At 50.4% G+C, this 25665-nt stretch carries 20 protein-coding genes; 8 read left to right on the top strand and 12 right to left on the bottom strand.

Features of this window, described 5'->3' with window-relative positions:
• Window positions 1-154: 154 nt before the first annotated feature.
• From AAGC78_RS17965 to gmk, 4 genes are all read right to left on the bottom strand, one after another.
• Entirely contained in the window at window positions 155-538 is a 384-nt protein-coding gene (locus tag AAGC78_RS17965; RefSeq protein WP_435785483.1) for a RidA family protein, read from the bottom strand.
• Between the two features lie 63 nt (window positions 539-601).
• Window positions 602-2716 (bottom strand): RelA/SpoT family protein, encoded by a 2115-nt coding sequence (locus tag AAGC78_RS17960; RefSeq protein ID WP_435785482.1) that lies wholly within the window; start codon window positions 2714-2716, stop codon window positions 602-604.
• A gap of 78 nt (window positions 2717-2794) precedes the next feature.
• Window positions 2795-3046, bottom strand: a complete 252-nt coding sequence (rpoZ, locus tag AAGC78_RS17955) for a DNA-directed RNA polymerase subunit omega (RefSeq protein ID WP_062060126.1) — start codon at window positions 3044-3046, stop codon at window positions 2795-2797.
• Window positions 3047-3169: 123 nt separating this feature from the next.
• Window positions 3170-3787: a guanylate kinase gene (gene gmk / locus AAGC78_RS17950; RefSeq protein ID WP_435785481.1), complete on the bottom strand. Its 618-nt coding sequence runs from the start codon at window positions 3785-3787 to the stop codon at window positions 3170-3172.
• 104 nt (window positions 3788-3891) lie between these two features.
• Here gmk and AAGC78_RS17945 point away from each other — a divergent pair, with 104 nt between their 5' ends.
• From AAGC78_RS17945 to AAGC78_RS17935, 3 genes are all read left to right on the top strand, one after another.
• A complete protein-coding gene (locus tag AAGC78_RS17945; protein ID WP_435785480.1) occupies window positions 3892-4209 on the top strand; it encodes a hypothetical protein in 318 nt (105 codons plus the stop codon).
• 70 nt (window positions 4210-4279) lie between these two features.
• Window positions 4280-4816: a hypothetical protein gene (locus tag AAGC78_RS17940; RefSeq protein WP_435785479.1), complete on the top strand. Its 537-nt coding sequence runs from the start codon at window positions 4280-4282 to the stop codon at window positions 4814-4816.
• Window positions 4806-7580 (top strand): LTA synthase family protein, encoded by a 2775-nt coding sequence (locus AAGC78_RS17935; RefSeq protein ID WP_435785478.1) that lies wholly within the window; start codon window positions 4806-4808, stop codon window positions 7578-7580. Before AAGC78_RS17940 ends, AAGC78_RS17935 begins: the two co-directional genes overlap by 11 nt.
• 10 nt (window positions 7581-7590) lie before the next feature.
• On the opposite strand, the gene uvrD is transcribed toward AAGC78_RS17935, so the two are convergent.
• The 5 genes from uvrD to AAGC78_RS17910 all read right to left on the bottom strand — a co-directional run bounded on the left by uvrD (window position 7591) and on the right by AAGC78_RS17910 (window position 15419).
• On the bottom strand, window positions 7591-9816 hold the full coding sequence (gene uvrD, locus AAGC78_RS17930) for a DNA helicase II (protein WP_435785477.1): 2226 nt from the start codon (window positions 9814-9816) through the stop codon (window positions 7591-7593).
• Between the two features lie 102 nt (window positions 9817-9918).
• Window positions 9919-10269: a hypothetical protein gene (locus AAGC78_RS17925; protein WP_435785476.1), complete on the bottom strand. Its 351-nt coding sequence runs from the start codon at window positions 10267-10269 to the stop codon at window positions 9919-9921.
• A gap of 200 nt (window positions 10270-10469) precedes the next feature.
• Window positions 10470-11309 carry a CPBP family intramembrane glutamic endopeptidase gene (locus AAGC78_RS17920; RefSeq protein ID WP_435785475.1) on the bottom strand — a complete coding sequence of 280 codons (840 nt, stop codon included), beginning with the start codon at window positions 11307-11309 and terminating at the stop codon, window positions 10470-10472.
• A 2-nt stretch (window positions 11310-11311) separates the two neighbouring features.
• A complete protein-coding gene (locus AAGC78_RS17915) occupies window positions 11312-12961 on the bottom strand; it encodes a serine hydrolase domain-containing protein (protein ID WP_435785474.1) in 1650 nt (549 codons plus the stop codon).
• Window positions 12962-13238: 277 nt separating this feature from the next.
• Entirely contained in the window at window positions 13239-15419 is a 2181-nt protein-coding gene (locus AAGC78_RS17910; protein ID WP_435785473.1) for a di-heme-cytochrome C peroxidase, read from the bottom strand.
• A 296-nt stretch (window positions 15420-15715) separates the two neighbouring features.
• On the opposite strand from AAGC78_RS17910, the gene AAGC78_RS17905 reads away from it, so the two are divergent.
• The 5 genes from AAGC78_RS17905 (at window position 15716) to AAGC78_RS17885 (ending at window position 22351) form a co-directional block, all read left to right on the top strand.
• Complete coding sequence (locus AAGC78_RS17905; protein WP_435785472.1) at window positions 15716-16036, top strand: DUF4156 domain-containing protein; 321 nt, start codon at window positions 15716-15718, stop codon at window positions 16034-16036.
• A 197-nt stretch (window positions 16037-16233) separates the two neighbouring features.
• The gene (ppk1, locus tag AAGC78_RS17900; RefSeq protein ID WP_435785471.1) at window positions 16234-18294 is read left to right on the top strand and encodes a polyphosphate kinase 1; all 2061 of its coding nucleotides are present in this window, start codon (window positions 16234-16236) and stop codon (window positions 18292-18294) included.
• A 615-nt stretch (window positions 18295-18909) separates the two neighbouring features.
• Entirely contained in the window at window positions 18910-19209 is a 300-nt protein-coding gene (locus tag AAGC78_RS17895; protein ID WP_435785470.1) for a helix-turn-helix domain-containing protein, read from the top strand.
• Window positions 19210-19219: 10 nt separating this feature from the next.
• Window positions 19220-19408 carry a hypothetical protein gene (locus AAGC78_RS17890; protein ID WP_435785469.1) on the top strand — a complete coding sequence of 63 codons (189 nt, stop codon included), beginning with the start codon at window positions 19220-19222 and terminating at the stop codon, window positions 19406-19408.
• Between the two features lie 348 nt (window positions 19409-19756).
• Window positions 19757-22351 carry a cellulose binding domain-containing protein gene (locus tag AAGC78_RS17885; protein ID WP_435785468.1) on the top strand — a complete coding sequence of 865 codons (2595 nt, stop codon included), beginning with the start codon at window positions 19757-19759 and terminating at the stop codon, window positions 22349-22351.
• Window positions 22352-22420: 69 nt separating this feature from the next.
• Here the strand turns inward: AAGC78_RS17885 and AAGC78_RS17880 are convergent, their stop codons facing one another.
• From AAGC78_RS17880 to secB, 3 genes are all read right to left on the bottom strand, one after another.
• Entirely contained in the window at window positions 22421-23287 is an 867-nt protein-coding gene (locus AAGC78_RS17880; protein WP_435785467.1) for a DMT family transporter, read from the bottom strand.
• A gap of 71 nt (window positions 23288-23358) precedes the next feature.
• Complete coding sequence (locus AAGC78_RS17875) at window positions 23359-24864, bottom strand: Ppx/GppA phosphatase family protein (RefSeq protein WP_435785466.1); 1506 nt, start codon at window positions 24862-24864, stop codon at window positions 23359-23361.
• 148 nt (window positions 24865-25012) lie between these two features.
• On the bottom strand, window positions 25013-25522 hold the full coding sequence (secB, locus tag AAGC78_RS17870; RefSeq protein ID WP_435785465.1) for a protein-export chaperone SecB: 510 nt from the start codon (window positions 25520-25522) through the stop codon (window positions 25013-25015).
• Between the last annotated feature and the right edge of the window lie 143 nt (window positions 25523-25665).

Here is a 25665-nt window from a genome sequence, read left to right as displayed (position 1 = left end):
TTTAAAATTCGGCACTCAGCTGCATGGCTACAATAATTCACTGCGATTCATTCAACAAGTTTTACGCAATAATTCCGCTTTTTTTCGCAAAAAAAATGCCCGACGAGTCGGGCATTTTTGATTGGCAATTTTATTAGTGAAAGTGATTAAAAATTTAAATAACCATCACACCATCTGCCTCAATTAACGACGCGCGCGGCAGCTGGCTAATGCCAATCGCGGCGCGTGCCGGGTATGGCTGCTGGAAGTATTGACCCATCACTTCATTCACGATGGGGAAGTTTGCCAGGTCGGTCAGATAAATATTCAACTTAACGATATCTTTCAAACCACCACCGGCCGCTTCGCATACCGCTTGCAGGTTTTTAAAAACCTGATGCGCTTGTACTGCAAAATCGCCTTCCACCAATTGCATGGTTTTTGGATCAAGCGGAATCTGGCCCGACAAATAAACGGTGTTATTTACTTTCACCGCTTGTGAATAAGTGCCTATGGCGGCGGGGGCGTTGTCGCTGTGGATAATGGCTTTATTGGTCATTGGAAAAACCTTTATGAGTAGTTATCAAAAAAGAAGGAAGAGCGAAAGTATAGAAGATTGTCGCTAGTTTTTACTGCGATTTACCCGGATCACAAAACTCAGGTTGCGAATGCGGCGCATGATGTTGGCGAGGTGGATACGGTTGTGCACGCCGATACACAAATGGATCACGCTGTTGTGGGCATCGCGTTCGTGGACGTTGATGTGTTCGATGCTCGCACCCTGCTCTGTAATGCGCGTCGCGAGGGTGGCGATAATACCGCGGTCGCTTTCCACTTCCACGCGCACATCCACCAAAAATTCACCGCTGACGGTTGCGGCCCAATTTACCTGGCTGATTTTGTCGGGATAGTTGCGGATCTCGGCGATATTGCGACAAGTGTCTTGATGGATCACCAAACCTTTGCCAGAGCTGACGTGGCCGATAATCGGGTCGCCGGGAATCGGACGGCAGCAGCGCGCGAAGCTGATCATCATGCCTTCGGCGGAATCAATCGTAATCGCCGAGTTGAGCGTACCGGCGCGCGCTTTAAGCTCCGCATCCGGTTGCAACAATTTCACCAGCGAATAAACCACTTTGTTACCGAGGCCGATCTCTTCGTAGAGTTTATCCATCGACTCCACTTGCGCGCCCTGCAGCAATTTGTGTTGCTGCTCTTCGGCCATGTGTTCGAGATCGATATGGATTTCTGCCAGCGCGCGACTGAGCATGCGCTTGCCAAGTGTCACTGACTGGTGATGACGCTGATGTTTCAGATAATGACGAATCGCGGAGCGCGCTTTGGCGGATACGGCAAAGTTAAGCCAGTTAGGATTCGGTTGTGCGCCCTGCGCGGTGATGATCGCGACTTTTTGTCCACTCATCAGCGGCTGCGACAGCGGCGCCATACGCTCGTTAATACGGCAGGCGACGCAGGTATTGCCCACATCGGTATGCACCGCGTAAGCGAAATCGACCGGAGTTGCACCGGTAGGCAACTCGACAATCTTGCCTTTAGGCGTAAAGACATACACCTCATCAGGGAAGAGATCGATTTTGACGTTTTCGATAAACTCGAGCGAGTTGCCCGCGTTTTTCTGCATTTCCAGCAGGCCTTGCACCCATTGGCGCGCGCGGCTGTGGCTGGCGTTGATCGGCTCATCGCTGCTGGATTTATAGAGGAAATGCGCCGCGATACCGCTGTTCGCCATCTCGTCCATTTCTTTGGTGCGGATTTGCACTTCAATCGGCACGCCATGCATACCAACCAGAACTGTGTGCAGCGATTGGTAGCCGTTGGCTTTGGGAATCGCGATGTAATCTTTGAATTCGCCCGCGACCGGCTTGTACAGGTTGTGCACTACACCGAGCACGCGATAACAGGTGTCCACCGTATCCACCACGATGCGGAAGGCGTAGACATCCATAATTTCTTTGAAGAATTTTTTCTTCTGGCGCATCTTTTCGTAGATGCTGAATAAATGTTTTTCGCGGCCAATCACAATCGAATTGATGTTTTCTTTCAGCAGCCGTTTTTCAAATGAGGTCTGGATCTGCTCGACCAATTCCTTGCGGTTGCCGCGCGCGGTTTTGAGCGCAGCCTGCAAGCGGGTCGCGCGCAGTGGATACATGCAGTAGAAGCTGCGGTCTTCCAATTCGAGGCGCACTTCATTCATACCCAGACGATGGGCAATGGGCGCATAGATTTCGAGGGTTTCTTTGGCGATGCGACGCTTTTTGTCCTTCGGCATAGCGCCGAGGGTGCGCATGTTGTGCAAGCGGTCAGCGAGTTTAACGAGGATAACACGCAGGTCATTGGCCATCGCCAACGCCATCTTCTGGAAGTTTTCCGCCTGTTTTTCCGCGTGGGATTCAAACTCGATCTGGGTGAGCTTGCTCACACCATCAACCAAATCCGCAACCGAATCGCCAAACTGGCCGGCGATGGCTTTTTTGCTGATGCCGGTATCTTCAATCACGTCGTGCAGCATGGCCGCCATCAGACTTTGATGGTCCATATGCATGCTGGCGAGAATATCGGCAACGGCGAGAGGATGGGTTATGTAAGCTTCGCCGCTGCGACGTTTTTGGCCGTCGTGGGCTTGTTCGGCGTAGAAGTAGGCGCGCTTCACCAAATTAATTTGGGAAGGTTCCAGATAGGACGATAGCCGGTGGCTTAAAGCCTCTATGGTTTGCACACGCCTCTCCAGACAACACGCCAGACGACAAACCCGCTATCCGTAACGGCAGCGGGTACTGGCATATTAAGAATCGACTTAGATATCGTTTTCGTACACGCGCTCAGGCTTGGGTTGTGGCAGTGTATCTTTTTCCAACAGGATGCTTGCATCGATAAAGCCTTCTTCGATTTCGCGCAGGGCGATAACGGTAGGCTTGTCGTTTTCTGGCGCAACGTGTGGGTCTTTACCACCGATTGCCAATTGACGCGCGCGCTTGCTGCCAACCATTACCAACTCAAAACGGTTATCAACATGATCCAAACAATCTTCAACGGTAATACGTGCCATAACTTTGTGTGCTCTATCTAAGGTGTTCTGTATGCAGGCGCTTGGGAAAACGCAGCCATGCTGCAATTCGGCCGGCTATTATGCGTTACTGGCCGCATCTATGCCAACCGCACATGGCCAAATTTAAGCCAATAAATCGCTAAGTAATTGACTATGACGCTCAACCTGGCGCGCCAAACGGATATGTTGGCTGGTAATCAGTGCCTGGAATTGCGCGAGGGCGACGGTAAAGTCGTCGTTCACGATCAAATAATCCGCCTCGACATAGTGGGACATTTCGCTGATCGCCTCATTCATGCGTGCTTCAATCACCGAATCATCGTCCTGACCACGGCCGGTCAAACGCTGGCGCAAACAGGCCAACGACGGCGGCAGGATAAACAGGCTCACAGTATCCGGCATCAATTTGCGCACCTGTTGCGCACCTTGCCAATCGATCTCCAGAATCACATCGATACCCTGATTCAAGGTATCCACCACCCATTGTTGGGAGGTGCCGTACAGGTTGCTAAATACGCGCGCGTGCTCAAGAAAGGCGCCTTGCTCCAGCATGGATTCAAAGGTCGCGTGATCGACAAAATGGTAATTCACACCATCGATTTCACCGGGGCGCATAGCGCGGGTGGTATGCGAAATAGAGACGCAGACTTCCGGGTTGGATTTCACCAACGCGCTGACCAGACTGGTTTTACCGGCACCCGAGGGCGCAGAAACTGTGTAGAGGGTGCCAAGATTAGCCATTGAAAGAACCTTATAGCGACTATGTTATGGGGCAAATTATGGCACAGCTTGCCGCAACTCACAGCCAGAGCTGAGCAGAACGGCCAACAACAGCAAGGCGACGCGTGAAAACCACTGCACCAATACACTCAGTTGAGGACAAATATGGCATAGTAAGCCGCTCTAACTATTTACCACGACCTGCCCGCGAGCCAGCAATGTTGCGTCAACTTCTCTCCATCACCCAAACCGCCGAACGCCTGCGTGTACGCCCGGAATACGTGCGCGAACTGGTAGCAAAAAAACGTTTGAGTTTTACCCACGGCGAACAATTGGACGCAGCCGATGTTGAGCGGCTTGCCGCATTGATGGAAAAATTGCGTAAGAACGGGATTGCGACTTTAGTAGAAATTACTGCGCAGGGCGATCCAAAAAAGCAGTAACTCTGGCGTAAAAATTCTAACTGTTAGAAAATGCGCATGAATTTTCCTTTTTCTTCATCAAGGAGTCCTGATGCCTGGTATAAAACAAACACACTCCAGCATTGATCGAATATCCCAAACACTTATTGTTATTTGCCTCCTGCTCATTTGCTGGCTGTATATAAAGCAACCGGAACAAACAACAACCCCGCAATATCATTACGCTGATTTTGGGCAAAATGCACAATTAATTAGCGTAACACCCAAAACTGAAAAATTAGCTCCAGGTCAAACATTGATATTTTCTGTTTCCTGGAGGCTATCAGAGCCCCTGCCTGAATCTCACCTCATTGGTTACTACGTAAAAAACAAACACCAACAACTTACTTTTATCGATACCCAAAAAATTGGCTCCCTTAATCAATACTACAAAGACATACCGAGCACAGGAATAATTTTTTCTGACACTATTTCTATAGATATTCCAGGAAATGCAATACCGGGGATCTACGAAGTGTCTACCTTCATTTACCCACCGGACAATCACACATTAAATCAGGCATTAGGATCTTCACTTTATAGCTTGCAGAGAACCCTGTTTAATGTGGAGATTTCTGATGGTCAATAGAAAATCAAATCCTCCGCCATTAACGAAAACCTCCGCGAATCTTGCACTGAATGCAATTTTGATTCTATTCGTGTTAAACCAAATACTAACCGAATTAACATCAGTTGATAGTAGAATTGCCTTCATCCATTACAGCATCAGCGGTTTTCTCTATCCTATAATTTTTATTTATTTTGGCCTTTTTCTTAAAAACCAAGAAAAATTTTTTTCAAAAACACATATCGTAAGTCAAACAGTTTTTACTTATCTATTTTTTCAATTTTTTTACTACTCAGTAACACTGTCAATCAGTACAGATAATGACATATCGTTCCTGACACCTATCGGCCCTATGTTTTTTGTTGCAGGATTTTTATATTGCTGCACGCTAACCTATCTAACTAAAATCATAGAAGATAACGTTATTGCATCCGTAGCTAGACTAACAATTCTTATTGTTTCAGCACTAATACTTCCCTCACAGCTGAAAGTCATATCGTTTTTATATATCTTTTTTCTTGCCGGATACTACAAAGGGTTCCTTCCTATAAAAGAAATAGACAGTGAAATATTTACAAACCGCGAGTCCCTATACAAATCAATACTTTTGTTTCACGGTTTTGCACTTATAGCCCTAAACACCCAACTAAACTCAGCTTACAACCAAGGCTTGGCTGCGGGCACAATATTTAGCGCATTCATTTCAATAATCATCATTACAACACTAAAACTTAATTATTTCTCCCAGCTTTCTCAATGGTGGGACAGCTGGGTCAGCTGGGCAACAAGCTTCTCCGTAAGCCAGCCAGCAATACGCTTTTATCATTTATTCATTGGATTGAAAAAATCCCCGCTCAGGACATTCAGATGGATATATATTTCGAACTTTTTCCTATTGAAGTACTTTCTTCTGGTATTAACTTTTACTTGTGCAATTTTCTTCTTGTTTGAACTCCCATTGAGAGATTGGAATTTTTCAATCACCATTGAATGGGCAGAAAAATACTACTACTTTCTTGGAATAGGCATCATTGTTTCACTATTCTCTTATCTTATTTTGCGCTCTATTTTTTCAAGAATTTTTTCCATCTCATCTATTTTTTCATTTCTTACACTATTCGCAATCACCAATAAATTAAAGTTAAACTTCCTCGACTCACCATTATTACCGAGCGACTTCTACATAATTGACCAAGCATTCGAATCACTCATATTTGTCGCAGGAAAAATAATTGCCATCGCCGCTGCATTAACCATTTTGGCCGTCATCGGAGGAGTCGGTTACTTATTTTGGCTAAAATCTATTAAAGTATTTAATCATAATAGACTGACCGCATTGCGTGGGGTAGTAGCACTCACCTTTATATTATTACTTACGCATCAATCACAAAAGCTCATAGACTCTTCTCATTTGCCTGAGGTATGGCAGATTACCAACGCAAGCGAGCTATATAAAATAACCGGATTTTTGCCAGGTTTTATTTATAACTATACTAATTTTAAAGTTCAAAAACCTGACGGTTATAGTACTGAATCGATAGCAATGTTATCTAGCAAGCTATCCATCCAAAATGCAGCCGCACCTCTGAATGCCAAACGGCCGCACGTTATTGTTATTCAATCGGAGGCTTATTGGGATCCGGGCAAACTCCACGCTGATTTATATCCTGACGGCTCACCGGGTGATCTCAATATACTGTGTGAAGGTCGTAATCAAAATACGCGTGCATGCGCAACAGGTTATGTTCAAGTACCTACATTTGGAGGGGCAACAGCAAACACCGAATTTGAAATACTTACTGGCGCATCACTAGGCCTATTCCCAGACGGCTCCATACCTTTCATTCATTTTATGCAAAAGCCTCAACCTAGCTTGGCATGGAGATTTCGCCATAATGGTTATAGAACTATCGGCATGCACCCTTATCAAAATTGGTTTTGGAATCGCAACAAAGTTTATCCAATGCTTGGCTTTCAAACTTTTTGGGATGAAAATTATTTTGATCAAGAGGACAGAAACAGTATTTATATTTCAGATCGAGCTGTTAACCGGTTGATCGAAACCACGCTTGAATCATCCTCTGAGCCCACGTTTTTATTTGCAGTGACAATGGCCAATCATGGCCCGTTTGATGATGATCGCTATCAAAACCTTGAACCAGTAACGATTAACTGGGATGCAGTACCTAATCTATCAACTACTGAATATCGTGCGCTGAGCACCTACTCAGTAGGTGTGCGTGAGTCACGCAAAGCCCTGAATGAACTTATTGAAACCTTCGAAAAAATTGATGCACCACCTGTTGTGGTTTTATTTTATGGCGATCACTTACCCATTTTAGGCGGGGATTTTCGCATTTACGAAGAGACGGGATTTAAACCTAAAGCAGAAATATCAACACACTCAAGGGAGATTTTTTCCACTCCCTATCTGGTATGGAGCAATACAGAATTACACACTGCCAATTGGCCTAAACATCTACCAGCCACTCTACTCGGCCAACGATTAGCAAATGCTGCCGGCTTAGGCGAGAGCAAACTTGAAGCAAGTCTCGATAAGCTTCAGTCAATTAATTTTTTTACCAGACTAACGCTTGCCGAACTGACCGAAGGAGCAATTCCCACTGCCCCATCTCCTCAAGAGCGCGATTATCTTACATTGTACTTTTATAATTTTTTCGATACTTTTTTTAGTGGTCAACGAGAATTAGATTACTTTGGCATCATTAATCCGTTAATTGAACCGCTTCTTTCACCTGAAGAAACATCAACGGCGGCACGATAATTGATTGCGATCATATTCCTTGCAGCTTTGCATATTGCATAATAAATTTTTTCGTGCCGTCTTGCTCAAACTTAACATGGATAACAGCATTAGGCCCATTACCTTCAAATTGCAAAATCACACCTTCACCAAACATCGCATGAGTAACGCGCTGACCGAGGCGGAAGCCGGTGTCTTCGCCGGTTTCATACATGGGTGTGCGTTTTGAAGCCTGGGTTAATGCGGGGCGATTAAAACTGACTGGTCGAGTGACCGCTGTTTTCAAGCGCACTTCTTCGATGCAATCCGCAGGAATTTCTTTTACAAAACGCGAGACCGCATTAAAGGTTTCGTTACCGTACAAGCGACGGGTTTCGGCGTAACTGATAAATAATTTTTCCATCGTGCGGGTGATACCCACGTAACAGAGGCGACGCTCTTCTTCCAAACGATCGGGATCATCCGCCGACATTTTGTGCGGGAATAATCCCTCTTCCACACCGGCCAAAAACACCAGTGGAAATTCCAAACCTTTGGCCGAGTGCAAGGTCATCAATTGCACCGCATCTTCAAATTCATCGGCCTGGTTTTCACCGGCATCGAGCGCAGCGGTATCCAAAAACTGTTGCAGCGGCGTTAAATCCTCACCTTCTTCGTCGGCATCAAATGCGCGGCAAGCGGTAATTAATTCCTGCAAGTTTTCGCCGCGTGCCTGGCCTTTTTCACCTTTTTCGTTTTGATGGAATTCAAGCAAACCAGTATCTTCAATGACTTTTTTCGCGATCATATCGAGCGCAAGCGTTTCGCCATGGTCATCAAACGCGTGGGCTTCCTGCGCGAGCTTATCCACCAAATTTAAAAAGGATTGCACCGCATTACCGGCGCGCGCTGCGAATACGCGCTTGGCAACCATTTGTTCCGCCGCTGCCCAAAGTGAACAGCCCTGTTCACGCGCAAACAAACGAATATCGTCAACGGTTTTGCCGCCAATGCCGCGCGTGGGTGTATTAATTACGCGTTCAAAACCCGCATCGTCGTGGCGATTGCTGATCAAACGCATGTAGGCGATGGCATTTTTAATTTCGAGGCGATCATAGAAACGCTGGCCGCCATAAATGCGATAGGGAATTGCTTCGCGCAACAAGGCTTCTTCCAATACCCGTGACTGGGCGTTGGAGCGATACAAAATCGCGATGGTTTTTTTCTCGTGGCCTTTGCGTGCCCAATCCTGAATGCGCTCCACAATAAAACGCGCTTCGTCTTGCTCGTTGTAGGCGGCGTAAAGTGAAATGGGATCGCCTTTGTCACCTTCGGTCCACAACTCTTTGCCGAGGCGGCCGTAGTTGTGTTTGATCACCGCGTTGGCGGCGCTGAGGATATTGCCAGTAGAGCGATAATTTTGTTCGAGGCGATAGACTTGGGTGTTAGCAAAATCCTGCGAGAAGCGCTGGATATTTTCAATTTTTGCACCGCGCCAACCGTAAATGGATTGGTCGTCGTCACCCACTGCAGTCACGCACGCGGTTTTGCCAGCGAGCACGCGCAGCCATGCATATTGTACGCTGTTGGTATCCTGAAATTCGTCGACAAGTATAAATGGAAAACGCTGTTGGTAATGTTCGAGGATGTGCGGTTTGTGCAACCAAAGTTCGTGGGCGCGCAATAAAATTTCGGCGAAATCCACCATGCCGCCGCGCTGGCAATCTTCTTCGTAAGCGCGATAAATCTGCAGCATGGTGCGCACAAACGGATCGCCAGTATCCTGAATATGTTGCGGGCGCAGGCCCTCATCTTTTTGGCCGTTGATATACCACTGGGCTTGTTTGTGCGGCCATTTGTTCTCGTCGATATTCAGCGTTTGATAGACGCGCTTGATCAAACGCAATTGGTCGTCGCTGTCGAGAATCTGGAAATTCTGCGGCAGTTTTGCATCCTGCCAATGGGCTTTTAACAGGCGATGGGCAAGGCCGTGGAAAGTGCCGACCCACATGGCGCGGCTATTGATTGGCTGTCCGTTCTGATGGAAAAGTTCGTCGAGGCGGGCACGCATTTCGCGCGCGGCTTTGTTGGTAAAGGTCACCGCCATAATCGAATAGGGCGATACCTGCTCGACTTGGATCAACCAAGCGATGCGATGTACCAACACGCGGGTTTTACCGCTGCCCGCACCAGCGAGGATCAATTGGTTGCACGCGGGTGCGCCAACGGCATCGCGCTGGGCGTTGTTGAGCGAATCTAACAGGAGGGAGACATCCATAACCAAAGCCAGTAAAAAATGAATAGTGTGATTTTACTGGCTAGATATACATATGACTATCTTTGTTTTTGGTCTTTGCTACTACAGCTGATGAGTGACGACTTATTTGCTGTTGTAACTTTTGGCGCGAATCAGAATCACGCCAACCAGAGCACTGATTAAAACCAACAGCGGAACAGAGCCGGTAGCAGCATCGGATACACGGGTTTGGTTAAGCGGAAATCCACCCCCAGCCACTATGGCAGCAGGGGTTACGGCAGGGATGGCAGCCTTTAACGTATTGACCGATGTGGCACCGGTAATTTGCTCAACCGATTTGCACTCGGCGGTGAAGGCTTGATTGACCTGAAGTGTCTTATTGCATTCGAGTACTGAAGCGTTGGCTGCTGCCGCCATTAAGGCTATGGCTAGCAGCATATATCTGGTGGACGCTGGACGGTAGAAACTACGCATGTCCTTCACTCCCGGGAGCCATCTTATTGATTAGGTAACTCTGACTCTAGCAGCAAAGATTAGTGATTCAAGTCACACAATTTTGCATATTTAAATGCCATTTTTAGCAGGTCAGATTATTTAAGCGACAAGTCATTGATTTTGCTGGGCCCGCCCGGCGCAGCAAAAATTGCAAGTCACCAAGAGTTATAAGAGGGAAATCAGAAGGGAAAAAATGATCCAGGAAAATCCTGTTTTCGCAGCAAGGCGGCGATATCCATGCTGAGTGCAACGCCGGCATGAACCAGAACGCCGCCCCAAATTGAACGGGATTGCAACGCAAGTATGCCAAGGAACAAACCGAACAAAATTGCGCCGGTTGCCTCCAACGCCAACTTGGGCAGATGGATCATCATATAGGGCACGCACATCACCCAGATCGCATTGACGCCGATGGCCGGGCGCAATGCATTGAGCATAAACCCGCGGAAGAAGAATTCGAGGAAGATAAACTGACTCATATAGAGCAGTTCCCACAGCAGGAAATCCAGCCAGCTGCGACCTGCATGGCGATAAAAGGGATAGTGATTGACGAAATCCTCGCCAAAACTCACCAGCACCACAAACACCAAAATCGGGCTGAGTAGCAGCAAGTAACCACGCCAATGCTGGCTGACCTGATTCCAGCGCCAGCCGAAATCGAGCATCGACTGTTTGAAACCGTAGCGGATTACCAGCCAAGGCAACACGATAAAGGTGAGCAGGTGGCAAGCTGTCCACCAGATATAACCACCCAAATCCAACCAGCCCTTTTGCGCCAGGGTTTGCTCGTAGTAATCCGCGCCCAATCCGCGCCATTCGCCCAACCAGGCCAGAGTCGCGAGGAAGTGGGTGGAGAATTTGGCATAATGCAAAACCAGCAAACTGACCGACACGCACGCCAACACCAGCATCACCCGGCGCATCGCCGCCGGTTTGCTCATGCTGTGCGAAGGCGCAGTTGCATCCAGCTCATCGAGCGCGCGCAGTATCTGGCGGGGATGCAAAGCGGCCAAGTTCACGGTTATTTCTTCTTGTTAGCGGCGCGTGCAGCGGCTTTGGAGCGCTGGTAGCTATCGAGGAATTGAAAGATCACACCGCGCGCAAGTGGTGTCTCGGAATTGGACAGGAACACCATGCCGATCTGCAGATCGCGGTTGAACACCATCTCGGTGCGGAAACCTTTTACCCAACCACCGTGGTGGATAAAGTTTTTATCGCGCCCGTAATCAAATACCCGCCAGCCCATACCGTAGGCGGTATTCGCCGCTAGCTTGTGCGCTGCATAATAGTTTTGCCCGGGAGTGTTTTTGGTCACCCGCGCCTGAATCGAGTTGAGTACTGGCAAGGACAACACATCCTGCCGCTTACCCATTTGCCCGAGCAAAAAGCGCGACATATCGACAATGCTCGCATTCACCCCCGCCGCCGGTGCAACGCGATACCAGTTGGCATTAACCGATGTTGGAACCCAGCGCTTACCACCACTGATATGCGGGGATGCGCGGTTGGGCGAGGCGTTATAACTCGCCAAACCGTAGGAGGCGCTGCGCATGCCGAGCGGATCGAATATTTTCTTCTCGACATAATTTTCAAAACTCACGCCGGATTTTTTCTTGATCATGTCGCCCGCGAGGCTGTACATCACATTCTGGTAGGCAAAACATTTGCCCGGCGCGCAGGCAAAATTCACATAGCGCAGACGATTGACCATATCGGCATAGCTCATGTTTTCGTCGATATAGTGGGTGTAAGTATGACGCGGCAAACCAGAGGATTGACCGAGGGCGTGGCGCAGGGTGAGCTGTTTGCCATAGGCTTTATTTTTGAATGCGACATTGGGCAATACCGAGGTCACGGTGGTATCCCAGCTAATTTTGCCTTCGTCGACCAACAAACCCGCTGCAGTACCGGCAAAGGGTTTGGACAGGGACGCGAGGCGGAACACGGTATCGGGCGTCACACTTTCACGGGTGCCGGCACGGCGCACACCGTAGCCATTGAGCGATTTAATCTGCCCGCCAGAGACAATCACCACTGCTACACCGGGTACAAAGGGTGCAACTTTTTTGGCGATGTAATCTTCAAATTCCGGCACAAACGCTTCCGGATGACCGACCGGATAGCGCGGTGCTTTGATCGGCGCGGTGGTGATTATCGGGATCTGCGCTGCTGGCTGGGCTTTTTCCGCCTCCGCCAGTTCGCTTTTCTCTTGCGCCTCTTTGATCGCCACTATAGGTTTTGCAGGCGGCAAGGCTGCGCTGGATGCGGCAGAACTGGCAGGGCTCGATGCAGCAACCACTACAGGTGCGGCGGCTAGCTGGGTACTCGCCAATGGCATCGCCGACAGAGAGTTTTCCGCCGTTATCGCCTGCAACGCCGCCGAGGAAACACTCGCAGAACTCGCAGCACCGACGATCGCATTACCGCCAACGACAGTAGTAATGGGAATTGAAACAGTGGTGGTCGATTGCGGAGTGGACTGGGTGAATGGCGTAGCCTGCACCGCGTGCGCGGGTGCTATCTGGGCAGGAGCTGAGGATGCACTGGCATTGCTCGACTGTTGGAACGGCAGCGCGATCGGAACCGTCACGCGTTTTTCGCCCTGTGCCTGCACTGGCGGCACTGCCAACATCAATACCAGCGACAGGCCGCCGGTCAAACTGGCCAGCAATTGCTGGCGCCTACTTATTGGTGATCGCATAACAAAACAAATAACTCGATAAGGGTCTTAACGCTGCATCAAATTGTGGATTGCGTCGTTAGACCATAAAAATGTGGAGTAATTAGAAAATGCGACCATTTAAATACAACAACGCCACTTTTGCAGCATCGCCCCTTCGCTAAATAAGGGACATTACTGCAAACAGTGGCGTTATCTTTCCTTTGATTAGCGCACCGGATAAGCCTGTTTAACAGGCGCCAGTGCGATAAAAATCCGGCATTGGCAATTACAAGGTTTTAATATATTCAACCAGATCCCAGCGCTCGGCATCGGTCAGTGGCTCTTGTTTTGTGCCATTGACGGCCGGTGCATGGGCGGTACCGTATTCGTGGCCGGTATTAAAATCGCCGCGTTTATCGGCCTTGAAGGTAAAGCCTTCATAACCCTCGGAACGCAACCCTACTTTAATTGGATCAAATTCGCGACTACCGACTTTAAATTCAGTCGGGCGATAAAGTCCATCTTCGGCATCACCTTCGCGCTTTACCGGCAGCAACAAATCGTACAGGGTCGGCACTGAACCATTGTGCAAATAGGGCGCAGTTGCCCAGATGCCATTGAGTGAGCGGCCTTTGTAGGATAGCAGCGATTGATACGGCTGGGCGGTAGTGTCCGGTAGATAATCGCCGGATTTTACACTGGCTTTAATTTGATTATCAAAGAAGGATTTGGCCATCATATACAGCCAATCCAGCGCGCGGCGCGGCCACCATTTATCCGGATCCGGCTCGGTTGCCACTTCACCCATGGTCGCCGCAGTAAGGATTTGCACTACCGGCGCGCGATCTTTAATCACCAATCCACCGACACTTTCGGTCTGGTAAGTGTTGTTGAAATTGCCCGAATAGCCTTTGTAGTTAACGCTATTTTCCGCCATGGCGCGGTCGGTGCCCATCACATCGATATTCGCCATACTCGCCACCACAATGCGGTCGCGGTCGGTGCGATCAATCACCTCGTGGCAAGACTCGCAATACTCCGCATAAAGCGCGCGGCCACGGCGAACTTTTGCTCCATCAATTTGCCACTCGGGTAATTTATCAAAAATCGCTTTGGCAACTTCTTGGGTAGGATTGTCCGCTTTTTGTGTTGGCCAGACCGGTGAGGTCAGACTTGCCAAGTGGGATTCCAGGCGCGACAAATTCACCAGATCGATAGAAGACGTGAAATCGATTTGGTAGCTCTTGCTCTTTTGTCCGGTAAGCAGCGACGACAAACTCCAGCCGCGCTTGTGGGCAGTCCAATCGAGGATGCCGAACACGCCGATCACTTCACCGGTATTGCGGCCAATCGGACCGACGCCAGCGTTGCTCGCCAGACCATTCCACTGCACGTAATCCGATTGCACAATATCCCACAGGAAGGGGTAACTCACCGGCGCATTGGGTTCGTTAAAAATCAGCGCTTTAATGCGGTTCATATCGTCCATGTTGAGGCCGGGATAACCCTCTTTAGTCGACATCAAACGGTCGATAATTTTGGCGAACTGCAAATCACCGATGATGGTTTCGCTGATGCCTTCCAGCACTTTGTCGACCTGCGCCGGTGTCAACAAATCGAGATCTTCATTGCCCGCTTTGGTCACACCCAACAGCACATCGCGCAATTGGTTGCGGCTGATCACATGCTCCAGCACGCGATTGTAGATGCGCCCGAATGCATCGAGACGCGCGTAGCCGTATTCAACGCTGGATAAATTGATGGTGTTGTACAAGCGGGTTTTGCGCGCCCAGCGCTTGAGGTCGGCCTGCACAGCTTCCGCATCGGAATAGGTATTTTTCAACTCCAATACCTTGGCAACAAAGCGCTGGTTTTTCTCGGCATCAGCAATAGTCGCCGCCATGCTTTTTTCCAGATCGGTGAGGAAGCCCACCATGTCCGCCATCGCCGGGCCGCCGTCGATACGGATCGCATGGCCTTTGTAATTCACTTGGCCGGTGTGGCACGCGGCGCAGGTATAACCAACATAGTCATTACCTTTGTAAGACTCTTTAACAAAGCCAACGGGTAATCCATCCGGATTAAAAAACGTCGGCTTTTGCGGTAGATAGCGGTATTTGTCGATCAGGTCATTTGAACGGAATAATTCGGTGGAATCGGATTGTTCCAGCGCGATAAAAAAATCGTAGGGAATTAACGCCGAACCTTGCGTAGTGTTGTAGTACCAAAGGCTGTCGTTGGGCGTCCAACCCTGATCCAGATAAATGGGGGTGGAATAGTTTTCACCGAAGGCGCCCTTATCAATCGCCACTGCGCCGCGATCCGGATCATCATCCCAACTTTGGTAGATTTTGCCGGCCAGCAGTGAAATCCCCATAGGGATAGCGATAATGACCAACAACTTTCCCAGCATCCACAAACCGCGCCAGGAAAATATTTTAGAAAGGCTGAACGAACCTGAACCCATGGGTAAACTCCTCTTTAGCGATTTTTCCTATTGATACTTTTATTTTGTAAGTCAGTGCTATGTCGCACGGTTCACACGGTTTTCGGGCAATAAATTGGCACAAGATACTACTGTCACCCATGTTTACCCAAATTAATTATTACCGGCCATTACCGCAGTGACATATTCACCAGCGCGACAGGGTAAGGCCACGCACTATGCGGGCTAGCGGCTTGCAACTCAGCGGCCATCCGATTAGTGTAGCTCCACATTTTTTGTCCCCTGATTATTAATTAATCACCCCTGAGGAATTGTGTATGAAAAAAATCTCCCTGATGTTAGCCGTTGCCGCTGTCAGCCTGACCAGCGCTTGTACCTGGGTAAAAGTAAGCGACCAAGGCAGCAGCGTTGCTGTAGCCAATGCAGCGAACGTTCGCAGCTGTGAAAAAGTGCGCACCGTAAACGTAAAAGTGAAAGATAACTTCGTTGGTTCAATGAAGCGTTCACCAGAGAAAGTAGCGACCGAGTTGACCAACATGGCGCGCAACGAAGCCAGCCAATTTGGCGGTGATACCGTAGTACCAGCGAGCCTAGTACAAGATGGTCGCCAAAGCTTTGATGTGTATAAGTGCAATTAATCAGTACCCGGCCTTGGATGTTGTCCAAGGCCATCTCTTCTTTTTATATCCTCGCCAATTACCACTAGTTTTTGCACTAAGTCCCCCGTTATTCGTAAAACTTTGCTAGTGTTAGCCACAGGCAGATGCTGTCTTATTTCTGTCACATAACTGCCATAATCTGACCGCACTATTTTCCCGGGTTAACGAGGTACAAGGTGTCTAACGCCTATTTCAACCGCGAGCTGAGCCTGCTCGAATTTAACAAACGTGTGCTTCATCAAGCTTACAACCGCAATTTACCCTTGCTGGAACGGCTGCGTTTTCTGTGTATTTTTTCCACTAACCTCGACGAATTTTTTGAAGTGCGCGTCGGCGGACTGGTAGAAATCCTTGAGCGTAATGCCCCTCCCACCCAAGGGCCGGATGGCATGACCCAAACCCAGACCTTGAACGAAATCTCCCTGCGCGCCCACGAATTAGTGGCCGAGCAGTACCGCATCCTCAACAGCGAATTACTGACCGCGATGCGCGAGCAAGGCATCCAGGTGTTGCGCCGCGAAGAATGGACGCCGGAACAAATCCAATACCTGAAACACATCTTTTTATCCGATGTGTTGCCCGTGCTCAGCCCAATCGGGCTCGACCCAGCGCACCCGTTTCCACGCATCCTCAACAAGAGTTTGAATTTCATTGTGCGGCTCGATGGCAAAGATGCCTTTGGCCGCAACTCCGGCCGCGCAATTGTGCAAGTGCCGCGCTCATTGCCGCACATTATTGAATTGCCCGAAGCCCTGAGTAAGGACGGGCGCAATTTCGTATTTATTTCTTCCATCATCCATTTTTTCATGGCCGAAATATTTGTCGGCATGACGGTGATGGAAAGCTATCAATTCCGCCTCACGCGCAACTCGGATATTTTCCTCGACGAAGAAGAGACCGACGATTTATTGCGCGCAGTACAAGGTGAACTCGCCTATCGCCAATACGGCGATGAAGTGCGTCTGGAAATTACCGATACTTGCCCATCGGAATTAGAGCAATTTTTATTGCAGCGCTGCGAAATTAAAGAGCGCGATTTGTACCGCATCAACGGTCCGGTGAATTTAAACCGCTACAGCGATTTATTCGATCTGGTAAAAGACTCGCGCTACTTTTTCAAACCCTTTGTACAGTCCATGCCCAAATTGCCCAAGCGCACCAACTCCTATTTTGAAGTGCTGCAAAAGCAGGACATTTTGCTCCATCACCCCTTCGATTCATTCCAGGGTGTAGTGGACTTTTTGCGCGAGGCAGCTGCAGACCCGAACGTGTTGGCGATCAAACAAACCCTGTATCGCACCGGCTCTAATTCACCGATTGTGGATGCATTGGTTGCTGCGGCTAAAGCAGGCAAAGAAGTTACCGCGATTGTGGAATTGCGCGCGCGTTTTGATGAAGAACAAAACGTAGCACTGGCCGAACGTTTGCAGCGTTTTGGTATCCACGTAATTTACGGTGTAGTTGGATTTAAAACTCACTCCAAAATGATTTTGGTTGCACGCCGTGAAACCGGCAAGCTGCGCTACTACGTGCATTTGGGCACCGGTAACTATCACCCGCGCACCAGTAAAATTTATACCGACTACGGTTTGCTCACCTCGGATAAAGATATCGGCGAAGATGTGTATCGCATCTTTTTGCAATTATCGAGCATGGGCAAAGCCTCCAAAATGGAAGCGCTTTTGTACGCGCCTTTCACCTTGCACAAAGGCATGGTGCGTCGCATCCGCACAGAAAAAGAACACGCCGAGCAAGGCAAACCCGCACGTATCATCGCCAAAATGAATTCGCTTTACGATGAAGAATTGGTGAACGAACTCTACGCTGCGTCGCAAGCCGGTGTGCAGATTGATTTGATTGTGCGCGGCGTGTGCCAATTGCGCCCGGGTGTTGCGGGGCTATCAGAAAATATTCGCGTGCGCTCGATTATCGGCCGCTTCCTCGAACATCACCGCGTGTTTTATTTTGAGAACAATGGCAATCCGGATTTGTACTGCTCAAGTGCGGACTGGATGCTGCGCAACATGTTCCATCGCGTCGAGACTTGTTTCCCGATCAAACACAAAAAAATCCGCGACCGCATTTTGGAAGATCTGCATCTCTACCTGACCGACAACACCCACGCCTGGTTGTTGCAGGAAGACGGCAGCTACATTCCCTCCCAAGTTCACGAAGGCGAAGAACCCATCGATGCCCAAGCCATTCTGCTGGAGCGCTGGTCTGCGCATAGTGCGTAATCATTAATTGAAGCCATGAATGATGGGCGGATCAAGTGGACTGAGTTTGTGAAGCCCAACAGGTTTTATTGGATAAGTTAAAAGGCAAACATTTAAACAATTCTTACTCGCAAAACAATCGACCAAAATCTGCTAACAGAACGGCACCGTCGAATTGCTCAATGGTTAACGCAGCTACCAGTGCAAACACCTGAAATGCAAGAACTCCAATTGCAAGTAGAAGCAATCATTAATAACGCGCTAATTAACTTCGATGCAGCGGTTAAAGAGCTTAGAACGCTACGAGCAACTCGTAACATATAGGTTCGACAATTCAAGCCAATCTATTCATCACGCTACAACAATTATTTAACCCAATTCACCAAACGAATACCCAGTACGTTTTCAAATTGTTTAGTGTTGTTCGTTACTACAATCAGTCCCTTCGAACGCGCGTGGCCAGCAATCATTTCGTCGTAGGGGGGCTGCTAGGGTTGCCGGTTTTTTCTGCCTTTATCGTAAGGCAAACCGAAAAAATCACAAAATATCACTGCTGGCGGCTAATTTGGCGGGTGCTGTCGTCACCGACAGTGAGTTGGATGACCTAGATTGGGTAAGTCGCAACCGGAGATTGACATGCTAATTCGAAAACATAGAGAAGACCGGGGTATTTCCCAAGAGCAGTTGGCTGAGGCGGCCGGATTAAGTCTTCGCACCATTCAGCGGGTTGAAGCAGGCCATAGGGTGAGTTATGCATCGCTTCGGGCTCTGGCCGCGACATTTGAGATCAATGTCGACTTACTGGAACAGGAGCTATATGCAATGAACAACACGAAAGATGACTATATCGAACGACCATTATGCATTATGGGTGAGGCTTATTCTGGGGCTACCATCATTAGGCCGTTTGGGTCGCTCAGACCTGATACGACATGAGGCAAGCCTCGTGGCCTACGCACTTTTTGCCTATGCGGCATCCTTTATTGTCCCGCGAGTTGAGTTTTCATTTTGGGGCTTAACGACTATTGATGCATTGCACTTTAGTGCCTTCTCGGCGTTGTTTATTGCCTATATCACGTCTATCTCCCTGCGCTTACGCGGCGAATTCAATATTAAGACAACACCTTCAACCTGAACCGACGGTCCGAGGGTTGGGGCGCCAACCCCTCGCACATCTGGCTATTAAATATCCTATCTTGTCGCAAATTTAATAAAAAATCATCGATCTGGCGCATAGAATAACGGCGCCAGTTTTTCATTCATCATACATATTATATTCTTGCCCACACCCCGCTTCCGGCAATGTATCGGATCTCTCCAGCAGGCTAACAATCACAATAATTCTAATAATTTAGTTGTACCTGAACACAACGGCATTCGGTTCTACCTGTAAATAAATACACAAAACCTGACGCAGCGCTTTGCCCGCCGTTTATCCGTGCGTGCTGGCCTGACTTACCTACCGAATAACGAGATAACGAAAATGGTCAAATTCAATCAGCAGCCCTGGCTACGCAAAACTCTATTGGCGTGTGTGTGCGCCGGACTTAGCCTCGCTACCGCCAGCAGTTTTGCGGCGCGCCAGGCGGAATATCTGGATCGCGGTGTAGTCGCCTTGCCATCCGGCAGCGGCATCCTGATCAGTTGGCGGATGTTGGGCGATGACCCGAGCAACGTCAGCTTTAACGTCTATCGCAACGGCAGCAAAATTACCGCGTCGCCAATTACCAACAGCACCAACTATCTGGATACCAGCGGTACGACAAGTGCGGCTTACACAGTACGCGCGGTTATCAACGGTACCGAGCTGGCGGCCAATCCGGCCAAAGCAACCTGGGCGAACCCTTATCTGGCGGTGAACCTGAGCCGCCCGAATGGCGGGACAACGCCGAGCGGCGAAGCCTATACCTACTCACCTAACGACCTGAGCGTGGGCGATCTGGATGGCGATGGCGAATATGAAATCGTGGTGAAGTGGGACCCGTCCAACGCCAAGGACAATTCCCAATCCGGTTATACCGGCAATGTGTTTATCGATGCCTATGAAATGAACGGCACGCGTTTGTGGCGGATTGATCTAGGCAAAAACATCCGCGCCGGTGCCCACTACACGCAATTTATGGTGTATGACCTGGACGGTGACGGCAAAGCCGAAGTCGCATTGAAAACCGCACCGGGCACCAAAGACGCGGCGGGCACAGTGCTCGGCGGCAGCAACGCCAATACTGACTACCGCAACTCCGGCGGTTATATCCTCAGCGGTGCGGAATACCTGACGATCTTCAACGGTCAGACCGGTGTCGCCATGGCGACCACTGATTATCTGCCCGCGCGCGGCACCGTGAGCAGCTGGGGCGATAACTACGGCAACCGCGTCGACCGCTTCCTCGCTGGCGTCGCCTACCTCGACGGTACCCGCCCAAGTCTGGTGATGACACGCGGCTACTACACCCGCGCGGTATTGGTCGCATGGGATTGGCGCAACGGCCAGCTCACCCGCCGCTGGACATTCGATAGCAACTCCAGTGGCAATGGCGCAGCAGCCGGACAGGGCGCGCACTCACTGACCTTGGGCGATGTGGATCAGGACGGTAAAGATGAAATTGTCTACGGCTCAGCCACCATCAACGACAACGGCACTTTCATGCACTCCACCGGCTTTGGCCACGGTGATGCGCTGCATCTGTCGGATTTCATCCCCAGCCGCCCAGGTTTGGAAGCATTTATGGTGCATGAGGCCAACGCCGTCGGTGTCAGTATGCGCGATGCGCGCACCGGTCAAGTCATCTGGACCAAACCGAGTAATGGCTCGGATGTAGGCCGTGGCGTAATTATGGATATAGATCCACGCACCCCCGGCGCAGAAAGTTGGAGCAGCGTGACGGGTATTACCTCGGCAACCGGAGGCTCCATCACTAGTAGCAAACCAGCATCAGTCAACTTTGCGGCCTGGTGGGATGGCGATTTGCTGCGCGAGCAGCTGAACAACACCATGATCGATAAATGGAATTACGCCAGCAATAACAGCTCGCGTTTACTTACTGCTTACAACTACGGCGCGGCCTCCAACAACGGCACCAAATCCACGCCCGGTTTGTCGGCCGACATCCTCGGCGACTGGCGTGAAGAGGTAATCTGGCGCCACGAAAACAACAGCCAGCTGCTGATTTTCAGCACCCCCACTGCCACTACTTATAAGCTGCGCACGCTCATGCACGACTCGCAATATCGCCAGGCGATTGCGTGGCAAAACGTCGCCTACAACCAACCGCCACACACCAGTTTCTTCCTCGGCGATGGCATGGCGACACCACCGGCACCTGATTTGTATTTTGTCGGCACTAACCCGAATGCGACGGCGCCATCGAGCAGTTCATCCAGCAGCAGTTCGTCGGCATCTGCTGTGGATGTTAATCTGGGCGGCACATCGGGCAATGGGCAAGTGACACTTAACTGGACGGTGACGGGCAATATCACCGGGATCGAAATCTACCGTGATACCGACGCTGACATTAACGGGCGCACCCGCATTGCATCGCTCAGTGCCAGTACCCGCAGCTACACCGCCACCGGCCTCACCAACGGCACGCCTTACTGGTTCTGGGTGAAGTTCACTACTGCCGATGGCAACGGCAATTCCAATGCCTTCAGCACCACACCGACTGGCGCCACCAGTTCGGTTGTTGCCAGCAGTTCATCGCGCAGCAGCACACCGGCCAGCTCGACTCCCGCAAGTTCAACCCCAGCCAGTAGCAGCGCGGCTTCAAGCACAGCAACAACGGCTGGCAATTGCAGCTATGTAATCAGCAATAACTGGGGATCAGGTTTTACCGGTGCGATCCGCATTACCAACAAAGGCACCAGTACGATCAATAACTGGAATGTCGGTTGGCAGTACGCGGGCAGTACACGCCTGACCGGCACCTGGAATGCAACAGTGACTGGCAGCAATCCATACTCGGCAACGGGTGCAGGTTGGAACAACAGCATCGCACCGGGGCAAACGGTTGAGTTCGGTTTTCAGGGCAACCACACCAGCGCTGAAATCCCGCAAGTGACCGGCACTGTGTGTAACTAGTTTTTCCCGCCGCAATAAAAAAGCCGATGGTGTTATGCCATCGGCTTTTTTCGTCTGAACCTGTTGGATTTAACCGCGTGCGCCCAACCAGGCACCGGCGCTGGTGGTCAGCAAACCTGCCACTAACCATGCATCCAGGGCTTCACCCAAAATCAGCGATGCGCTGATTCCCGCAACCGCTGGCACCAGGGCCATGCAAGCACCAGTTCTGGTCGGCCCGAGGCGGGTCATGGCGGCCATGAAAAACAGCATGGCGATAACCGCCACCACCACACCTTGATAGAACGCTTGCAGGATGATGTCGTTGATCGGTGCCAGCGTAATCGCCTTGGGCAGGAATAATAGGTACACCGGCAAATAGATGAGTGTGGCTAGCAGCGCGCTGCCAATCGCCGTCTCCCATGCACCCAAACCGGAGCGTTTGGCGAGGATGGTGTAAATCGCCCAGATCAGCGATGACGCCACCAGCAATAAATCGCCGGGCAGGGTGTTTTCGCTGCGCGAGAAAATATCCACCCCCAAGCAGATCATTCCCAATGCAATCACCGGTAAGGCGATACGCAAATTGCGGCGCAGCGGTTCCTTCAATAAAAAATACGCCACCAGCGGCACAAAAAACGGCAGCAAGCCGGAGATCAACACCGCCCCGTGGGCAGCGGGCGCGTGCTTGAAGGCGAAATACACCACCACTGAGTAGCCGATACCACCAGTCAGAGCAAGCGACAGGACTTTCTTGTTAAACAGGGGGACGCGCTTCCAGAACAGCCAGACCGGCAGCAGGATTGCGCTTGCGCCAGCAAAACGCAAGGCGGTGATATCAAAGGCATTCAACACACTGGTGCCACCGATGCGCGACACCAACACAAAACCGGACCAAATCAAAACAGCGCCAGCGACAAAAAAATAGCCGCTTTTGGCGGGAGAGGACTCTTGCATGGGTAACTCGATAAAACAGAAGTGTGTATTTTGGTAACACTTTACTCCCAAAACCAGCCCTTGCCAATCGCTTAATCAGCGATCACTTCCAGCTGGTAGCCGATATCGCCCAGATGGCGCTGCTCAGTTTCAAGGTCGGCCTGGGTGAGCGGATGCTCGTTGATCCACTCAACTGGTAGGCTGAGTTTGATCTTCTTGTGATCCGCCTTGAGTTTGATGGCGGGCATGCCTTCTTTGATGCGGCCGCGATGAAAAATCGCCGCCATGCGCAGCAAAATCGCGAGGCGCAGCAGATCGGTATTGTCGAGTGGGAAACTTTTGGCAGGGAAACGTTTGCGATGGGCGAGTACCAATGCGGACAGCTGGGTCTGTTCGGCGCGGGAGCAACCGGCGAGATCGACGTTCTGCACGATATAGGCGGAGTGCTTGTGGTAGTCGTTGTGCGCGATATCCAAGCCCACCTGATACAAACGTGCCGCCCAACCGAGCAGTTTGCCCGCGTCATCGGTGGTGAGCTGCCAGCTTTGCGCCACCTGTTTCAGCAGATTGAGCGCGGTTTTTTCCACCGCGACTGCCTTATCCATATTGACGTGGAAACGCGCCGCGAGCGCATCCACACTCGCCTGGCGGATATCGTGGTTCTCCAAGCGGCCTTTTTGGTCGAACAGCAGGCCTTCGCGCAGCGCCCATTCAGAGGCGACCATCTGCTCAAGTTCGAGCGCGTCAAACAGCGCACTAAGCACCATCACACCGCCGAGGAACACCGGCTGGCGGTCGTCCGACAAACCGGCGATAGGCGCATCGAGTTTGCCGTGTTTCAAATAGATAGCGATGATTTTTTCGAGCGAGTCGAGGGTGATAGTGCCGTCGCTCCAACCGTTGGCCTGACAGACTTTGGCGACTGCCTTGATACTGCCCGAGGCGCCCAGAACCTGCAGCCAACCGGCTTGTAAGAACTCATCCTTCACCGGCTCCAGTTCCTGTAAACAGGCGATGAGCGCGCGGGTCACGGAGCGCTCGGTGACCTTGCCATCCATAAAGAATTTTTTGGTGATGGTGATACAACCCATGTTCAAACTTTCTTTCAGGCGCGGCTGCATGCCTTTGCCGATGATCACCTCGGTACTACCACCGCCGATGTCCATCACAATGCGGTTGTCGCCATCGGGGGCGATATCGTTGGCGACGCCAAGGTAAATCAGGCGCGCCTCTTCATCACCGGAAATAATTTCTACCGGATGGCCGAGGCGTTTTTCCGCCTCTGCCAGAAACTGGCTTGAATCGCGCACACTGCGCAGGGTTTTGGTGCCGACAATCCGCACACTGCGCGAGGGATAACCGCGCAGGCATTCGCCAAAGCGCTCAAGGCAGGCGAGTGCGCGTTCGCGCGCATCTTCACTAAGGCTCAAGTCTTCCTGCAAGCCGAACCCCAGTCGCACCGGCTCGCGCAAACGGTCGAGTAGCGTGAGTTGGCCGTTGTCCCAGCGCGCCACAATCATGTGAAAGCTGTTGGAACCCAGGTCAATCGCGGCTATGTGGCTGGTTTGATGGTCGTTTTTGGCGGAGAGGTTGAACATGAGAGATTACTCGATGCTATCGGCAGGGGGAGATTATGCGAGACTTTGACGAGATTACAATGACAGATTTACCTTGGCTTGACCTGCAATAAAAAAGGCAACCAACAAGTGGTTGCCTTTTGCGCCTCGCAACAGAATTGCTAATAGCTTAGTTCACAACTTCCGGCTTTTCAGACTGTGCTTGCGCCGCTTGTTGTTGTGCTGCGGCAATCGCTTGCACGAATACAGCGTCAAAGTTGATTGGCGCCAACATCAGCGGTGGGAAGCTACCGCGACCGAGGATGCCATCAACCGCTTCACGCGCATATGGAAACAGGATTTGCGGGCAGGCAGTGTTGATCAGTTGAGTCACTGCCGGGCCTTCAATACCGGCAATCGCAAACAGACCAGCTTGTTTCACTTCTACCAAAAATACCGCGCGGTCTTCGATGCGGGCAGTGATGGTGAGCAGCAATACCACTTCAAACAGGCCTTCTTCAACCTGATTGGCCTGGATGTTTAAATCCTGCTGGATGTTTGGCTTGTAGGCTTTGGTGAATGCCTCTGGGCCCATTGGGGTTTCGAAAGAAATATCTTTCAAATAGATACGTTGGATCGCAAATACCGGGCCGCCAGCGGCTGCCTGACCAGCATCTTGTTGGTTATTTTCTTCTGACATAATGAACTCGACTTAACTGATTTAAAAATAACGTGTTAGTGAAGGGCACAGCAGCGCTTAGGATTGCGCCAACAGTGGATCCAGTTTTCCCGCTTTATCCAGCGCCCAGAGATCGGTAAAACCGCCGACATGGGTGTCGCCGA

Origin of the sequence: Cellvibrio sp. (assembly GCF_039207905.1) — a bacterium.
Classification (GTDB): domain Bacteria; phylum Pseudomonadota; class Gammaproteobacteria; order Pseudomonadales; family Cellvibrionaceae; genus Cellvibrio.
Note: the sequence above shows the minus strand (reverse complement) of the source record. Positions and strands in the feature narration are given on the sequence as shown.

What these genes read in the sequence shown, in the direction of transcription:
- AAGC78_RS17965 (WP_435785483.1), bottom strand. Translation starts at nt 538, where the DNA reads ATGACCAATAAAGCCATTATCCACAGCGACAACGCCCCCGCCGCCATA.
- rpoZ (WP_062060126.1), bottom strand. Translation starts at nt 3,046, where the DNA reads ATGGCACGTATTACCGTTGAAGATTGTTTGGATCATGTTGATAACCGT.
- gmk (WP_435785481.1), bottom strand. Translation starts at nt 3,787, where the DNA reads ATGGCTAATCTTGGCACCCTCTACACAGTTTCTGCGCCCTCGGGTGCC.
- AAGC78_RS17940 (WP_435785479.1), top strand. Translation starts at nt 4,280, where the DNA reads ATGCCTGGTATAAAACAAACACACTCCAGCATTGATCGAATATCCCAA.
- AAGC78_RS17935 (WP_435785478.1), top strand. Translation starts at nt 4,806, where the DNA reads ATGGTCAATAGAAAATCAAATCCTCCGCCATTAACGAAAACCTCCGCG.
- uvrD (WP_435785477.1), bottom strand. Translation starts at nt 9,816, where the DNA reads ATGGATGTCTCCCTCCTGTTAGATTCGCTCAACAACGCCCAGCGCGAT.
- AAGC78_RS17925 (WP_435785476.1), bottom strand. Translation starts at nt 10,269, where the DNA reads ATGCGTAGTTTCTACCGTCCAGCGTCCACCAGATATATGCTGCTAGCC.
- AAGC78_RS17910 (WP_435785473.1), bottom strand. Translation starts at nt 15,419, where the DNA reads ATGGGTTCAGGTTCGTTCAGCCTTTCTAAAATATTTTCCTGGCGCGGT.
- AAGC78_RS17905 (WP_435785472.1), top strand. Translation starts at nt 15,716, where the DNA reads ATGAAAAAAATCTCCCTGATGTTAGCCGTTGCCGCTGTCAGCCTGACC.
- AAGC78_RS17895 (WP_435785470.1), top strand. Translation starts at nt 18,910, where the DNA reads ATGCTAATTCGAAAACATAGAGAAGACCGGGGTATTTCCCAAGAGCAG.
- AAGC78_RS17885 (WP_435785468.1), top strand. Translation starts at nt 19,757, where the DNA reads ATGGTCAAATTCAATCAGCAGCCCTGGCTACGCAAAACTCTATTGGCG.
- AAGC78_RS17880 (WP_435785467.1), bottom strand. Translation starts at nt 23,287, where the DNA reads ATGCAAGAGTCCTCTCCCGCCAAAAGCGGCTATTTTTTTGTCGCTGGC.
- AAGC78_RS17875 (WP_435785466.1), bottom strand. Translation starts at nt 24,864, where the DNA reads ATGTTCAACCTCTCCGCCAAAAACGACCATCAAACCAGCCACATAGCC.
- secB (WP_435785465.1), bottom strand. Translation starts at nt 25,522, where the DNA reads ATGTCAGAAGAAAATAACCAACAAGATGCTGGTCAGGCAGCCGCTGGC.